Source organism: Klebsiella sp. JN_Kp126 (assembly GCF_033843325.1).
GTDB classification, from domain to species: Bacteria; Pseudomonadota; Gammaproteobacteria; order Enterobacterales; family Enterobacteriaceae; genus Klebsiella; species Klebsiella michiganensis.
This window is the reverse complement of sequence record NZ_JAWXQV010000046.1, coordinates 1-13,600: the sequence shown is the minus strand read 5'-3', so window position 1 is coordinate 13,600 and position 13,600 is coordinate 1. Positions and strand designations below refer to the sequence as shown.

General features: G+C 56.0%; 16 protein-coding genes and 1 pseudogene. 4 read left to right on the top strand and 13 right to left on the bottom strand.

The genetic code is table 11. The annotated features are described in order from the left end of the window. Positions 1-149 precede the first annotated feature (149 nt). Complete coding sequence (locus SIK97_RS05940; RefSeq protein WP_162557583.1) at positions 150-1,238, top strand: alpha/beta hydrolase; 1,089 nt, start codon at positions 150-152, stop codon at positions 1,236-1,238. A gap of 84 nt (positions 1,239-1,322) precedes the next feature. Further along, positions 1,323-1,694, top strand: a complete 372-nt coding sequence (locus SIK97_RS05935) for a DUF2255 family protein (RefSeq protein WP_047723905.1) — start codon at positions 1,323-1,325, stop codon at positions 1,692-1,694. 116 nt (positions 1,695-1,810) lie between these two features. Here the strand turns inward: SIK97_RS05935 and SIK97_RS05930 are convergent, their stop codons facing one another. Genes SIK97_RS05930 through SIK97_RS05915 form a run of 4 tightly spaced genes read right to left on the bottom strand, consistent with a single transcriptional unit; the run spans position 1,811 to position 4,382 of the window. After that, the gene (locus SIK97_RS05930) at positions 1,811-2,293 is read right to left on the bottom strand and encodes a hypothetical protein (protein WP_201149422.1); all 483 of its coding nucleotides are present in this window, start codon (positions 2,291-2,293) and stop codon (positions 1,811-1,813) included. Between the two features lie 6 nt (positions 2,294-2,299). Further along, positions 2,300-2,656 (bottom strand): pirin family protein, encoded by a 357-nt coding sequence (locus SIK97_RS05925; RefSeq protein ID WP_201149424.1) that lies wholly within the window; start codon positions 2,654-2,656, stop codon positions 2,300-2,302. A gap of 13 nt (positions 2,657-2,669) precedes the next feature. Then, positions 2,670-3,722, bottom strand: a complete 1,053-nt coding sequence (locus SIK97_RS05920) for an LLM class flavin-dependent oxidoreductase (RefSeq protein WP_047723906.1) — start codon at positions 3,720-3,722, stop codon at positions 2,670-2,672. Between the two features lie 45 nt (positions 3,723-3,767). Next, the gene (locus SIK97_RS05915) at positions 3,768-4,382 is read right to left on the bottom strand and encodes an FMN-dependent NADH-azoreductase (protein WP_025108354.1); all 615 of its coding nucleotides are present in this window, start codon (positions 4,380-4,382) and stop codon (positions 3,768-3,770) included. Positions 4,383-4,517: 135 nt separating this feature from the next. On the opposite strand from SIK97_RS05915, the gene SIK97_RS05910 reads away from it, so the two are divergent. Then, positions 4,518-5,420: a LysR family transcriptional regulator gene (locus tag SIK97_RS05910; RefSeq protein ID WP_025108353.1), complete on the top strand. Its 903-nt coding sequence runs from the start codon at positions 4,518-4,520 to the stop codon at positions 5,418-5,420. A gap of 174 nt (positions 5,421-5,594) precedes the next feature. Here SIK97_RS05910 and SIK97_RS05905 read toward each other — a convergent pair whose 3' ends face one another. The 9 genes from SIK97_RS05905 to SIK97_RS05865 all read right to left on the bottom strand — a co-directional run bounded on the left by SIK97_RS05905 (position 5,595) and on the right by SIK97_RS05865 (position 11,985). Continuing rightward, a complete protein-coding gene (locus tag SIK97_RS05905) occupies positions 5,595-6,164 on the bottom strand; it encodes a histidine phosphatase family protein (RefSeq protein WP_047723907.1) in 570 nt (189 codons plus the stop codon). Between the two features lie 4 nt (positions 6,165-6,168). Beyond that, the gene (locus SIK97_RS05900; RefSeq protein ID WP_025108351.1) at positions 6,169-6,924 is read right to left on the bottom strand and encodes a CbtA family protein; all 756 of its coding nucleotides are present in this window, start codon (positions 6,922-6,924) and stop codon (positions 6,169-6,171) included. 10 nt (positions 6,925-6,934) lie between these two features. Further along, positions 6,935-7,144, bottom strand: a complete 210-nt coding sequence (locus SIK97_RS05895) for a CbtB domain-containing protein (protein WP_004850884.1) — start codon at positions 7,142-7,144, stop codon at positions 6,935-6,937. Next, positions 7,141-7,608: a nitrile hydratase accessory protein gene (locus SIK97_RS05890; RefSeq protein WP_047723908.1), complete on the bottom strand. Its 468-nt coding sequence runs from the start codon at positions 7,606-7,608 to the stop codon at positions 7,141-7,143. The genes SIK97_RS05895 and SIK97_RS05890 overlap by 4 nt, the downstream gene beginning before the upstream one ends. Then, positions 7,605-8,258 carry a nitrile hydratase subunit beta gene (nthB, locus tag SIK97_RS05885; protein WP_032749087.1) on the bottom strand — a complete coding sequence of 218 codons (654 nt, stop codon included), beginning with the start codon at positions 8,256-8,258 and terminating at the stop codon, positions 7,605-7,607. Before nthB ends, SIK97_RS05890 begins: the two co-directional genes overlap by 4 nt. A gap of 15 nt (positions 8,259-8,273) precedes the next feature. Further along, entirely contained in the window at positions 8,274-8,882 is a 609-nt protein-coding gene (gene nthA, locus SIK97_RS05880) for a nitrile hydratase subunit alpha (RefSeq protein WP_009652266.1), read from the bottom strand. A 23-nt stretch (positions 8,883-8,905) separates the two neighbouring features. Continuing rightward, positions 8,906-10,420, bottom strand: coding sequence for an amidase (locus SIK97_RS05875; RefSeq protein ID WP_032749086.1), 1,515 nt, complete (start codon positions 10,418-10,420; stop codon positions 8,906-8,908). Between the two features lie 134 nt (positions 10,421-10,554). After that, on the bottom strand, positions 10,555-11,091 hold the full coding sequence (locus SIK97_RS05870; RefSeq protein ID WP_224226510.1) for a group I truncated hemoglobin: 537 nt from the start codon (positions 11,089-11,091) through the stop codon (positions 10,555-10,557). Then, a complete protein-coding gene (locus tag SIK97_RS05865) occupies positions 11,092-11,985 on the bottom strand; it encodes a transporter (protein ID WP_047723909.1) in 894 nt (297 codons plus the stop codon). It lies immediately after the preceding gene. Between the two features lie 400 nt (positions 11,986-12,385). On the opposite strand from SIK97_RS05865, the pseudogene SIK97_RS05860 reads away from it, so the two are divergent. Next, positions 12,386-13,362 (top strand): annotated as a pseudogene (locus SIK97_RS05860) (AraC family transcriptional regulator). Positions 13,363-13,600 lie beyond the last annotated feature (238 nt).

Sequence of the window (13,600 nt, the reverse complement as noted above, 5' to 3'; positions counted from 1 at the left end):
GTGAAATATACGCTTTGGCATCATGTTAATAGGATCAGGCAAATAATACAGAGTATTTTAATAACAGATTTCATTAGCGACATCCAAAATAGCCATACCGAAATGAGGCGCTGACTACAACCCAATCCGCATCCAATTTGAATGAAGGTATGACTATCATGACGCTAAAAACTTCAACCCGCTTTTTTAATGGCGCACTCCTTGCCGGAGCGCTGGCCATGATTTCAACAGAATCTGCGGTCGCCCAGCCGGCAGCAGGCACAGCAGATTCTTCAGTACGCCTGGTTCAGACGTGGGATAAAACCTTCCCAAGGAGCGACAAAGTGGATCATCAAAAAGTAACTTTTAAAAACCGTTACGGCATTACGCTGGCCGCAGATGTGTATCTTCCTAAAGATCGCGGAAACAAGAAGCTTGCGGCACTGGTTATTTCCGGGCCCTTTGGCGCGGTAAAAGAGCAGGCCTCAGGTCTTTATGCGCAAACCTTAGCCGAGCGCGGATTTGTGACGCTGGCATTTGATCCGTCTTATACCGGCGAAAGCAGTGGGGAACCGCGCAATATCGCGTCACCCGATATTAATACCGAAGACTTTATGGCAGCCGTTGATTTTATTGGGCTGCAATCTTATGTGGACCGTGAACGTATCGGCGTCATCGGTATCTGCGGTATGGGGGGGATCGCGCTGAACGCTGTTGCCGTGGATAAACGCGTAAAAGCGGTTGTTGCCAGCACCATGTATGATATGAGCCGCGTGATGTCAAAGGGCTACAATGACAGCGTAACGCCGGCGCAACGCGAGCAGGCGCTTGAGAAGATGAGCCTTCAGCGCTGGGACGATGCGGCAAACGGTCAACCGGCCTATCAGCCAGCTTACAATAAACTGAAGGGCGGCGAAGCGCAGTTCCTCGTGGAATACGCGGACTACTATATGACCAAACGCGGATATCATCCACGTGCCGTCAACTCCGGAAACTCATGGTCCGTGACAACGCCGATGTCCTTTATGAATTTCCCGCTGATGACGTATATTAAGGAAATCTCTCCGCGCCCAATCCTGTTTGTTCATGGCGAAAAAGCGCATTCGCTTTATTTCTCTAAAACGGCATATGAAGCGGCAAATCAGCCTAAAGAGCTTCTGATTGTTAAAGATGCCACCCATGTTGATTTATATGACCGCATGGATAAGATTCCGTTTGATAACATCACGGCATTTTTTAATAAATACCTTAATAAATAAATCATAACACCGTTCGATATTCTCCGACGCAGTGTTACCAACTTTATAATATACGAAATAACGTATAGAAAAGAGGAAAGGTTTATGCTCTGGAACCGCGAGCTTTTAGCAAAAATAGATGCGGCGGACGACCTGAAAATCGCGCCGTACCGTCCCGATATGAATACCACCGGCACGCCAACATGGATTTGGGAAGTGACGGTGGATAACCGACTTTTCGTCCGTGCCTATAGCGGTACCCGTTCAAAATGGTATCAGGCAGCACTGTCTCAGCGGGCGGGTAAGATAGTGGCTATCGGACAGGAATTCGACGTGCGGTTCGCAAAACCCGCGGACCCGGTTCTTGAAAGTAAAATCGATCGGACCTACCAGATAAAATATTCCGGCAGCAGCTATGTTTCCGCAATGACGGAAGCTCGCGCCAGAGCGGCCACGGTTGAGATATTACCTTCGTGAATGCTATGCCGCAGAAATACGACGTTTTCAGGCGGGACTGCCGCCAGTGATGGCGACAGTTTTATGAGTATGACTACGGCGTGTCATGATATTTCTTTGAATATCGATGAGAGTTATCAGCGCGATGTAAGCGCACTGAATGACGGGCTGTTGCGAATAGAGGCGATAGTTCGTTCTCCTTCTGCCAGCGAAGCCGCGTTTGTATGGACAGAGGAAGCCTCCCGGATGAGAGGGTAAGGGTGTTTGACCGCTGAACCGATCACAAATTCGGCCTCTTCATGAGCCGTGATGCTGATAGCTCCATGACCTTCTGCGAAAATTGCCAGCTCACGTTCGAGCAGGGTATTTCCGATCTCCAGCTGCCCGGCGTTAGTTGCCAGCCATGCGATATCATGATCTGCCTGCGGCTGATAAGTCCACTTCTGACCATCTGAAAGCCGCACGTGCAGATAAGTCATTGATGATGGTGAAGGAACTGGACTGGTCCTGCCATTGTACTGTCCCAGTAAAATACGGGCTGGGCCATCGTGCATAATAGCTTCAGCTTCGAAATAAAGGCTTTCTGCCGATGCCAGTTCCAGTTCAGGCGGTAAAGCCACCCAGAGCTAAAAACCTCGCATGACTTTCCCCGGTAAGGGCTCACCCGCATGCCAGACCCCACTACCTGCTCGCATCCACTCCACAGAACCATCAGACATGGAACCTTGTTTTCCTGTGGTATCCCCGTAAGTCATACCACCTTCAAAGAAGGCCGTAAGGGTTGCAATACCTGAATGTGAATGAGGTATAAAACCACGGTTATACGGTGGGAAGAACTCAAACAAATCAAGAAAAACGAACGGCTTGATATCATCTCCCAGATCATCCGGACTCAGTAATCGCGTAATGGGGCCTAATCGATGGCCCTTCGTACGGTAGGCAATGGCGCGATTCACGCCCTGGCTCTCAAGAGAATCGGTCATGATAGATTTTCCTTCAATATACAATTCTGGCTGTGTGCTTTTTTTCACGAAGGGCCGCAGCCACTTCGTGTCCGATAAGTTTGATTGAATGACCCATTGCCTCAGATCCTGCAGTGGCAGCACTCATCTGAAATGACAGCCGGTCAATACCGCCCAATGATGTCGATATTGCCTGTGCTTTGGCTATCACGGTTGGCGGATCGCCAACGAGGTATGCACCGTCAGGGCTACAGGAGGCATCAAATTGCTCACGCGTCACTGGCCCCCAACCGCGCTCTTTGCCCACTTGTGTGAAAGCATGCAGCCAGCCTGGATAAAACGCGTCTTTTGCTGCTTTCGCGGAGTCAGCCACAAAGCCGGTAACATGTAGCCCCACCCTAAGCTGTTCGCGATGGTAGCCGGCACGAATACCGGCCTGCCGGTAGAGGTCGATTAATGGCCGGAAACGATCGGGTCTGCCCCCGATAATCGCCACCATCAGCGGCAGACCCGCAGCTCCGGCCCGGATGAAGGAGTGCGGTGTCCCGCCAACACCTACCCAAACCGGCAGCGGATTCTGCATTGGCCGGGGATAGACGCCCTGGCCCGTAAGCGCTGGACGGTAACGGCCTGACCATGTGATGTGTGTTTCCCTGACAAGTTGCTGCAAAAGTCCAAGCTTCTCTGTAAATAGAGCGTCATAGTCATCCCTGGAGTGACCAAATAGCGAATAAGCTTCTGCAAAAGAACCACGACCAACGGTGATTTCGGCACGGCCCTGCGAGAGCAGATCCAGGGTGGAGAAGTCCTGAAACAACCTCACCGGATCAACCGTACTGAGAACCGATACCGCGCTGGTTAGTCTGATTTTTTTCGTTCGTGCGGCGGCCGCCGCAAGAATGACAGCAGGTGACGAATCGGCGAAATCAGTACGATGATGTTCACCGACACCAAACACATCTATACCAGCCTCGTCGGCAAGAGTGATTTCCTCCAGTAATGCCGCAAGACGTTCCGCCGGATTAGGTATACGCCCATTGTTCCTTTCAGGTAAAAGTGAAGCGAAACTGTTTATGCCTATTTCCACATTTAACTCCTTGTGCCGGTTTTTCAACGTAGCCCCGGTCACGAGTCAGATAACCGTTGTTTCAACCTCGTTCTTCGCCCTGGCAAGTGCCGTTGCTCTGGCGTCATCTCCCAGAGCAAGACCTTCCGCACGAAAAATGGTGATGTCAGAGAGTCCGATGAAATTAAGCGCAGCGGTAAGCAACGTTTCCTGATGGTCAAGATGGGCGACAGGGCTGGTACCGCTGTAAACGCCACCGCGAGTTGAAGCGATATACACTTTTTTACCTGCTGGAAGCAGACCTTCCGGACCATTCGCGGTGTAGTGGAATGTCCTTCCCGCGACAAGTACACGATCCAGCCATGCCTTGAGTTGGCTCGGAAGCGAAAAGTTGTACATCGGAACGCCAATAATAATGATATCCGCTGAGAACAACTCATCGATGTAGGTGCTGCCCAGAGCGATGTCGTTCGCTAACGATTCTGAAGTCGGTGTATTTCCCTGAAACACAGCCAGATGGGCAGGGCTCAAATGCTGTAATTCATCTGCAACAAGATCGCGTCGCAGAAGTGTGGCCCCAGGGTTTAATTTCACTTCTTTAGCGACGATTTCAGCAGTCAGGCTGCGGCTGACAGAGTTGCTACCCAGGATGCTCGAGTCGATATGCAGAATAGTAGTCATATTAAATCTCCGGTGAGTGGACTGTGGTCAACGTAAAAAATAGTGCGCCACCATAATTGCACCTACGAATGCATCTGAACAGCCGTTATAATCTTATGGATACCATCTTGAATTCAGATACATTGGTGAGGGTTTATGCTTGACGGAATATCGCTCGACCAGCTTCGAACATTTGTTGCTGCTGTAGATGAAGGGAGCTTCTCGGCCGCTGCCCGTCGTCTTGGCCGGGCTCAGTCAGCAGCCAGTGAGCTTGTGCGTGGGCTGGAACTGCAATTAGGTGTCACCTTATTCGATCGCTCAGGGCGCTATCCATTGCTGACACCTGCAGGCTCGGCATTGCTTGTCAGCGCGCGAAAAGCCGTTTCTATTGTGGATGCCATGAAATCCCAGGCAAAAGGCATGGCGGCCGGACTGGAACCCGAACTTGCTGTGGTTGTGGATGTCTTTTTTCCCATTGATGCCCTTGCGGGAGTCGCTAAAGAGTTTCGTCAACAGTTCCCGGCAGTACCGCTTCATGTGTACGTAGAAGCTCTTGGCGCTACTTTCCAGCCCGTTCTGGATAGACGAGCCACGGTGGGTATTGTTGGTTTCCTGCCATTGACGCCCCCAGGAATCATCACTGAACCTTTGGTGAATATTCCTTTTGCAATGGTAGCTGCGGCAGAGCACCCACTGGCGGCGTATCCAGGCCCAATCCCGCAGAGTGAACTCGCAAAGCATGTTCAGCTGGTACTGACCGATCGTTCTGAACATTCAAAAGGGCGCGATTTTGGCGTAATGTCTCCCAAAACATGGAAACTCGCTGACCTGTTTGCCAAGCGCGCATTCCTGCTTAATGGACTGGGCTGGGGAGGAATGCCTCTCCACACCGTGCAGACCGATCTGGATAGTGGTCGCCTCGTACGTCTGGCCATTGAGGAAGAACCTCAGGGTGGGGTCAGTATGTTGATGTCAGCAGTGTATCGTGTGGATAATCCGCCAGGCCAGGCAGGCCGCTGGCTTATCGACCAAATAATGGCCTGCTCCAGCCACAGGTAGCTATATCACTGGCTGGTACTTCAGCTCAGTGGTGGTTCGCGTTAACTTGAAACCACTGATTCAATATCATCCCCTTGATGAAAGCGTATATGAATGCCACGAGGGGTAGTGTCGGACCTGATTTATGGAAGGGTTAAAAATGTGACAGACGTCCGTCCGCTGGCTGAACGTGGTCTATTCACCATTTATGTGGCTCTTCAATAAACACAAATTCCAGCGTCGTCCGTCGCTGCGCAATTCGGTGATGCTCAGCGGGTGGATGTCGATACGCGCAAATGAGTGAAGCGGGGCGCCGAGAACGTCGACGATCGTGGCGCGGATTGCGGCGGCAGGCGCAATGGCACAGTGGCGACCTCGAATATCGACGTGTTTAGCCAGCCAGCTGCCACAGCGCGCCAGCAGCTGAGCACGTGACTCTCCGCCCGGGGGAGCGGCACCCTCCAGCCAGGCCTGGAACGCTTCGGCGTCTTGCATCATCACCTCATGCACTGGCCGACCGGCCCAGATGCCGTAGTCGGGCTCCGCCAGTTCCGTCACTGGCGTACCCTGTAAAGAGAGCGCTGCGGCGGTTTGCCTGGCGGCGGCGTCCGGGGCGAACCAGACGCGGTGATAACGGGCGACACTGCTTTGTAGCTGGCGCGCCCGTTGCCACTCCCGCGCCTCCAGAGGGTCATCACAGGGAAAGTGTGAACCTCTGGAGGCTGCCGTTTCTCCCTGACAAATCAGCGTTAGCGACGCTCTCATGTTGTTAACCGCGCCGGAAGGCCGGGCGATGTTCGCGTGTCGTCGGCGTGCGTTCGGCTAAAGCACCGAAAGCCACGCCGATGACGCCCCAGAGCACCAGATGCGTGCCGAAGGAACTTATGCGGAAACGCCATAGCAGGTCCGCCGGGAAGTGGTCGGAGACTTCATTCACTGTCGGCATCAGGGCACAAACCACGAGCATCAGCGCCACGGCGAACAGCGTTGCCCACATCATCGCATTCCCTCTGCCGAGGCGCGGCGTGAGCTGATGTGATAACCACGCGGCCGCGATGACGATGCCGATAGAAAGCAACATCATGACGAAATAGAGCCCGGTACGATAGCCGATGGTCTCCGGGTTGCCGACTGCGGGCGGATTGGGCGGGTATTTCAGACCTGGCATCAGGCTCATTGCCAGAAAGCCGCCAAGCGCCAGGCATAACGCCAGCACACGCGGGTCCGATGGCCCAAAGCGCTGGTAGCTAAAGGCCCACGCCAGCGCCAGACCGCCGCCCAGCGCGGCGCCAAACAGCGCCATGCCGGTCATCAGGCCAATCCCGGACTGGGTCTGTCGGCTAAACACCTCTTCTTCTTCGCCGTCTGCTGACGCGCCGTGGTGGTGAGCGTGAGCTGACATGCTTTTTTCCAGGCCAATCGCGCGATCGACCTGCGGCTCGCCGAAATGGTGTGCAAAGGCAAATGCCACCATCCCGGCCAGAACGCCGGCCATCATCCCTTTAAATAACAGTTTGCCAATCATTTCCGCCTCCTCAGTGGCAGGGAAAGCCCAGCAGATGACGTGCGTCGTGGAAGAATTCATGCACCTGCGTGCCGGAAAACATCGACGTTGCGCCTTGTTCTGCGCCAACGAAATAGATGGCCAGCAGCGCCAGCAGGGCGGTGAACAGCGCCCAGGGCAGCAGTTTCGCGACAGGAATGGGAGCAGCCGGGGTGTGGGCATTAAGGGTGATATCACTCATGGTGTAACTCCATTATCGATTTTGCTGTTGGTAGCGAGTGCCGGACTCACCGTGACCGGCACGCCCGGCGAAAGGTGATGATGGCTATGTGCCGGCGGGCAACTGGCGTTCGCCAGTACAATCGGCTGGCCGTGGGGCGTGTTGAGATACGCCTTGCGCCACTCCTGCGTCCGTCGGTTGATTTCATCCGGCACCGTCAGGTTGAGTGCCGTCATCATGTTTTCCATCGCCGCCGTCCACTGACGATAGTAGGCATCATTCGCGCTTTCACCCGGTTGCGCCGGCGCCGCGTTGATCTCTTTACTGAATGTCTGTACCCATTCTGCCCACGGGAACAGCCCGGCCCGGTGGAGATGGACTATCAGGGAGAACGCTTTTGCCTGCCAGGGCTTATCGAACACCGGCCCTTCCTCATCGCGCGGTAACCCGAGGGCGGCGTAATCGTGTTGTGTTACCGTATTCATGCTTCCTCCAGATAGTCGTCCCACAGATCGATGAACACTTTGTCAGGGCGCGGCTCTCCCCACAGCGCCTGCGCGGTGAAACTGACGCTGTAAACATGCTGGGGATGTTCGCCCAGCCCGTGCGCCGCAGTATCTGGCGTGATAAACACACCGTGAGCGATCTCTATGCGACCGACTTTATCGCGTGCGTAGCGTGGCAGGCGGGTATGGGTGGTCGGGTTGAAATTTTTCGTTCGTACCCAATCGCCCACCCGGAAGCGGGGCGCAACATCGTGACTGACCCGAGCAGACCCGCCGGTGCTGACCACCATCGACACCATCTCCTGCGTCAGCACAGGTGTACCAGGCTTGCAGGGGGCAGGCTTCGCGTCACCCCACAGTTCTTCAACGGTGATCGCCCCCTTTGCCAGCAGCAGCGTTTCGAATGCATGCAGCCAGTGCTCGTAGTAGCTCGACTGCAAATATTCGGTCGGCGCCATACGTTCGATGGCGTGGCGAAATTCATCGACGTTAAAGTGTCCGCCGACGAACAACGAGGCGAACAGAGGAAATACCCGGCGTTCCCACTCATGATGGAAATAGGGCTCGTTTTCCTCGGTAGGGATCGGGCCAAGGCCGTGCATCCCCCCCAGATCATGTATCCCGTTCATGGTTTTCTCCTTTCGTTATGGTGCGCTAACCACACCGGTGCCAATCATCGAATCGCGCGTGATGAGTTCGCTCAACTGCGCTTCGCTCCAGCCTTCCGTGCCTGCCGGACGTTCTGGCAGGACCAGATAGCGCAGCTCGGCGCTGCTGTCCCAGACGCGAATCTCTTTGTTTTCTGGTATGTGTAACCCGAACTCGGCGAGAACGCCGCGCGGGTCGATGACGATACGCGAACGATAGGGCGCTGATTTGTACCACACCGGCGGCAGACCAAGTACCGGCCAGGGGTAGCAGGAACACAGCGTACAAACGGTGACGTTGTGCACGTCCGGCGTGTTCTCCACGACCAGCATGTCTTCGCCCTGTATTCCGGAGAAACCCAGTTCAGCAATAGCGGCAGTGGCGTTTTCCATCAGTCGACGTTTGTATTCCGGGTCGCTCCACGCTCTGGCGACAACCTGTGCGCCGTTTCGGGGGCCGACTTTGTGCTCGTAGGTGTCAATCAGCTCATCCAGCGCAGCCGGGTCGATCAGGCCTTTTTCCTGCAGCAGGGATTCCAGTGCGCGGACGCGTAGCTCGATATCAACGGGGGGTTGGGTATGGTCGTGGTCGTGTTTATGGCTCATTTTAGGCTTCCCGAGAGTTAAGGTTAAAACGTCCGCCAGTCACCGCAGGCTTCGAAAGCGGCGGCGGCCTGATAGAGCGTGTTTTCAGCGTAATGACGTCCTACCAGCATCATGCCAACCGGAAGTCCGTCGACCATGCCACAGGGGATAGACATGGCCGGGTGACCGGTGATGTCCTGCGCAGCGGTGTTACCGATCATTTCGAAAGCGCGCGAGATGTATTCGGTGATGGAGCAGTCCGGGCCTGGTATTGGCTGAGCGAGGACAGGCACGGTAGGCATCACCATCAGATCGAAATCGCTCAGGGCCCGGTCGTAGCCGGCGCGGGCCCGACGCGCGATATTCTGCGCTCTGGCGTAGTAGCGACCGTTATAGCGCTCCAGCCCATACTGGCCGACGAACATGCAAACTTTGAGCGACGGGGAGAGGGCATCCGCGCTGTCGCGCCATTGCGCGTGTTTGTCCAGCAGGCTGACGTCGTACTGGCCTTCCCAGTTAAAACCCATGCCGTTGCCGTGCATCATCTGGGCGGTCAGACCTTCGCAGCCGATAGGCGACCAAAGCGCGCCCGCCAGATTGTGTTCCGGCACGGAAATTTCGCTAACGATGGCGCCCAGTGCTTGCAGGCGGGCGATGGCGTCCCGCACCTTCGTTTCTACCTGCGGGTCCATATTCGGCAACTGGAATCCCTCGGTCAGAATGCCGATTTTCAGGCCGCGCACACCTTTTCCGAGGGCGGCGGTATAGCTCTCTACAACGGGCGCGTACTGACGCGGGTCAAGCCCGTCACTTCCGGCGATGATTTCCAGCATCAGCGCGTTGTCGCGCACGTTGGCGGTGATGGGACCGGCGTGGTCGATGGTCGCCTCAATCGGCATGATGCCCGTGTAAGGCACCAGACCGTGGGTCGGTTTCATGCCGTAGGTACCACAGAAGGCGGAAGGGATACGGATGGAACCGCCCTGATCGCAGCCTATCGCCATGTCCACTTCGCCAGCCGCCACCAGTGCGGCGCTGCCGGAGGACGAACCGCCGGAGGAATAGCCATGACGATGGGGATTGTGCACCGGGGCCGGGTCGGAAGTGTGGCTGCCGCCGGAGAGGCAGAAGTGCTCGCAGGTGGCTTTGCCGAGAATCGTCGCCCCGGCATCCAGCAGGCGGGTGGCCACGGTCGCGTCGTAGGATGGGACGAAACCTTCGAGCGTGGAGGCGCCGTTCATCATCGGTACGCCGGCGAGCGAGACATTGTCTTTCAGAGCGATGGTCCGCCCGGCCAGCGCGCCAGTCGCTGCACCTTTTACCTCCGTTTTGTAATACCAGGCATTGAGCGGATTTTCCTCGCCAGTCGGACGATAGCCGGCGGCGCGCGGATAGCGGACCTCCGGGATATCGTCGGGAAGGGAGTCGATCAGATCGTAAGCGTCGAAGTTAGCCTGCATCACCGCCAGATATTCCTCGGCCTGCGCCGGCGTCAGGCTGATATGCAGACGACTGGCAAGCTCCTGGAGTTGTTCGGCAGTGGGACGTTGAATAGCCATGTTGTTTCCTTTTTCTGTGTTTGCTCATGCGCCTGTCTTGAACATAAGCCCGGAATGCCATCCTGACTTGGTTATCCGGGTCAGTCGTTTGGCTGAAATGGACACCCGCGCAGCCTGCGGGTGTCCGTAAGGTGTTAAGACGGCTTATCGGCTTTGGGCCAGTGGATACCGACACTTTTCATGCCTTTGGTCACATCCATGTCCGGGTGTGAGAGCACCACGTCGCGATACGAAGGACTGCCGATGACCGCGGGCTTGAATTGGGTCAGGAAAGCGTTGACCTCTTCACGAATATCCTGCGGCACATTGAAGTTTTCGTAACACTCGTCGATAGACTCGAATACGGCTTTCCAGTGCACCTCGGTCAGCCCCATGCCGCGGTGCGCGGTCACCATATCTCGTCCCCGATAGACGGTGTTGCCACCCCAGTGCTTGCACAAGAAATCAACGAAGTTGATATGCTCTTTCTGAAATGAAGACTCGGACACGTGCGCCCAGATATGGCCGATGTCGGGATGCTTCATACAGGTCTTCAACACTTCGCCTGCGAAGGCGTAGACGGCGTCATATCCGCCGAGACGTTCATAGAGAGACGGCTTTTGCTGCTGTTCGCTCATGGTGGATTTCTCCGTAACATGTGAGTGGAAGGGGGTGCATAGGCCTCTGTTCAATCAGAACAGTTTCATCACGCGCAGGGTGGTGTGGAGATCTTCCTTAAAACCGCCATCGACGTTGATGTCGCGTTGGAGCAAGCCCTGCACTTGCACCGTGGGGGTGATGAATTTCGACAATTCCAGCCTTACCTGATCCGAACGCGTCGCTTGTCCGTTCTCGACGCCGTCGATCTGCTGCTTACCGCCCCACAATTTGGCGTAACCGGCGGAGACGGTCCAGGTGGTGTCTGCGGGCGGCGTCCAGCTTACCCAGCCCTGAAATTGATAGGTGTTGTCTTGTTTGAGGCGGCCGGTGCCGATGCCCGTGGCATCGTCGTTGTCGCCATACCACATCGCATCAGCGGACAGCTGCGTGGCGAAACCGTTACCAAGCTGCTGCACGCCGCCAAGCTGCAGATCGAACTTCCAGCGGTTCTCACCGACGTTGAGCGTGCGCCCGGCATCGTAGGAACCGGCAGGGACGTACAGGTAGGGCACGAGGGCGAAGGTGGTGCTGGGGTTGTTCACCAGCCAGACCGGGGCGGCCAGAATGGGGTCGCCCAGGCCGCTGGCGGAATCGAGGCGGGCACCGCCCAGGGAGCCGTTATAAAGACGTCCGTAGGGCATCAGCACCTGCGGCGCGACCGTGAAGCCCCCCACATCCATATAGTGGACGTAACGAAAGATGCTGACGAAGGAGTCCAGCCCGGTGCCTTGCTTAATTTCGTCGCCACCTGTGGGGGTAAAGCTGTCTCGCGTGGCGTAGGTGAAATACGCCAGAATGGCATCGGTACCGGCAGGAGCCGGAATGAGATCCTGTGAGTTGAGATCGACCGCATGGGCCGGGATCGTCGCCAGCCAGAGTGTGCAGGCGACCAGGCTGATGCGAGATGTGGTGCCACTAACAGTCATAACGTTACCCTCATGTCTGATATCTCTTGTTTATTTCCCGGTACCAACGTGGCCGGAAGACCTTACGGTTACAGATATTAGGGAGAAATTTGCTGCGTACTTGTTTCATAAGGACAGTCGTTTGGCTGGCAGGGACAACGGGCGGGCAGGCTGAAAAGGTCCATAGCGTGATGCTCCGTCATAGCGCAGATGTGCACACCTTGAGTGCGGTTCTCGCTTTTTCGACGCCATTCGCGACGTGGGACGCCTGGCGCATCGACGGAGCGTCAGCGATATCTCCACTGCCTTAGCGCGGATGCGAGTGAGAGCTGGAGGGACATCTGAGTGCTGGCACGATAGTTGCTGTCTGTGAACCCGTGTCTGTTATTGATGCGGGAATTAAGGTGCGAGGTGAGCAATTATGAATAGCATCATGCCGTCTGCGGTCTGCTCCCACTATTCGACCATTGGCGTTGCCGAGTCGCGCCGCTTCGAGTATTGGAACGACGTGGTGTTGCGTCACTGCATTCCGGCCGCCAGCGTGCCCATGGCTGGGGTCGACTTTGACGCCCGGCTTGCGGTACGCGGGGTGGGGATGGTGGATATCTGTTCGTTGTCCGCGCCGTTGCACCGCTGGGAACGCACCGCACGTTATCTGAGGCAGGGGCCAGACGACGATCTGTGGCTGGGCTATATGCAAAGCGGGGGCGCAAGGCGGCGCTGGCGGCGGATAGTCTGGTGTTATACGACGCCGCGCAGACGTTCAGTTTCAGCCTGGGTGGGGGCGATAATCACCTGGTGCGGATCCCGCGGCATCTGCTGAGTTGTCGTTTGCCGAGGATTGAAACGCTCACCGCTATGGTACTGGACGACAGTCGGCCCGGCGTGATTCCACTGCGTGAAATGCTGCGTCAGGCGACAGCGATGCCCGCGTGTCTGGACAACCCAGATATTTATGGCCGTTTCTCCCAGACGATGCTGGATCTGCTGGTGCTGAGTCTGGAATTGCAGGATCTGGATAACGTGAGTGCTGAGCGCGATCTGTACGCCAGGATGATGATTTGCATTCGGCGGCAGCTTGTCGATCCAGATTTGAACATTGAGAGCCTGGCTCGGGCGCACCATGTTTCCATTCGCACCGTCACGCGTGCTTTCGCCCGCCACAAAAAAACGCCGATGGCCGTGATTTGGCAGGAGAGGCTGCGAGCGAGCCGAGAGGCCCTCGAACGCGGACGAGTCAGTAGCGTGTCCCAGGCGGCGCTGGATTTCGGCTTCTCTGATTTCTCTCATTTCAGCCACGCCTTCCGCAAAGCCTTTGGCATCTCGCCTCGCTCATTATTGCCCAAAGAGCAGCAGGGAGCGACGCCATCGAACAGGCACACCGGGTCAGACTCCTGAGTCTGCGCGATATGAGTGCGAGCTGCGCGTGACGGAAGGCGCTCCCAGGCGTTGCGGCGGCAGGTGGATGACACGATGGCGTTAGTTCTTTAGCGACGGGAAATGATTTGAATATCCCGGCTTAGCGCGGGGTAAGGTAAGGGTATGGGGGCGCATTGCGGCAGACTCGGTTTCTTTAATGGCATTTAACTATTCTGGGTTTGAGGGAAATACATAATTTAATTTATAATAAAAAACT

Bases quoted from the DNA above. Each gene is read 5' to 3' on its own strand.
- SIK97_RS05940 (WP_162557583.1), top strand. From the start codon at position 150: ATGACTATCATGACGCTAAAAACTTCAACCCGCTTTTTTAATGGCGCA.
- SIK97_RS05935 (WP_047723905.1), top strand. From the start codon at position 1,323: ATGCTCTGGAACCGCGAGCTTTTAGCAAAAATAGATGCGGCGGACGAC.
- SIK97_RS05925 (WP_201149424.1), bottom strand. From the start codon at position 2,656: ATGACCGATTCTCTTGAGAGCCAGGGCGTGAATCGCGCCATTGCCTAC.
- SIK97_RS05915 (WP_025108354.1), bottom strand. From the start codon at position 4,382: ATGACTACTATTCTGCATATCGACTCGAGCATCCTGGGTAGCAACTCT.
- SIK97_RS05910 (WP_025108353.1), top strand. From the start codon at position 4,518: ATGCTTGACGGAATATCGCTCGACCAGCTTCGAACATTTGTTGCTGCT.
- SIK97_RS05905 (WP_047723907.1), bottom strand. From the start codon at position 6,164: ATGAGAGCGTCGCTAACGCTGATTTGTCAGGGAGAAACGGCAGCCTCC.
- SIK97_RS05900 (WP_025108351.1), bottom strand. From the start codon at position 6,924: ATGATTGGCAAACTGTTATTTAAAGGGATGATGGCCGGCGTTCTGGCC.
- SIK97_RS05895 (WP_004850884.1), bottom strand. From the start codon at position 7,144: ATGAGTGATATCACCCTTAATGCCCACACCCCGGCTGCTCCCATTCCT.
- SIK97_RS05890 (WP_047723908.1), bottom strand. From the start codon at position 7,608: ATGAATACGGTAACACAACACGATTACGCCGCCCTCGGGTTACCGCGC.
- nthB (WP_032749087.1), bottom strand. From the start codon at position 8,258: ATGAACGGGATACATGATCTGGGGGGGATGCACGGCCTTGGCCCGATC.
- nthA (WP_009652266.1), bottom strand. From the start codon at position 8,882: ATGAGCCATAAACACGACCACGACCATACCCAACCCCCCGTTGATATC.
- SIK97_RS05875 (WP_032749086.1), bottom strand. From the start codon at position 10,420: ATGGCTATTCAACGTCCCACTGCCGAACAACTCCAGGAGCTTGCCAGT.
- SIK97_RS05865 (WP_047723909.1), bottom strand. From the start codon at position 11,985: ATGACTGTTAGTGGCACCACATCTCGCATCAGCCTGGTCGCCTGCACA.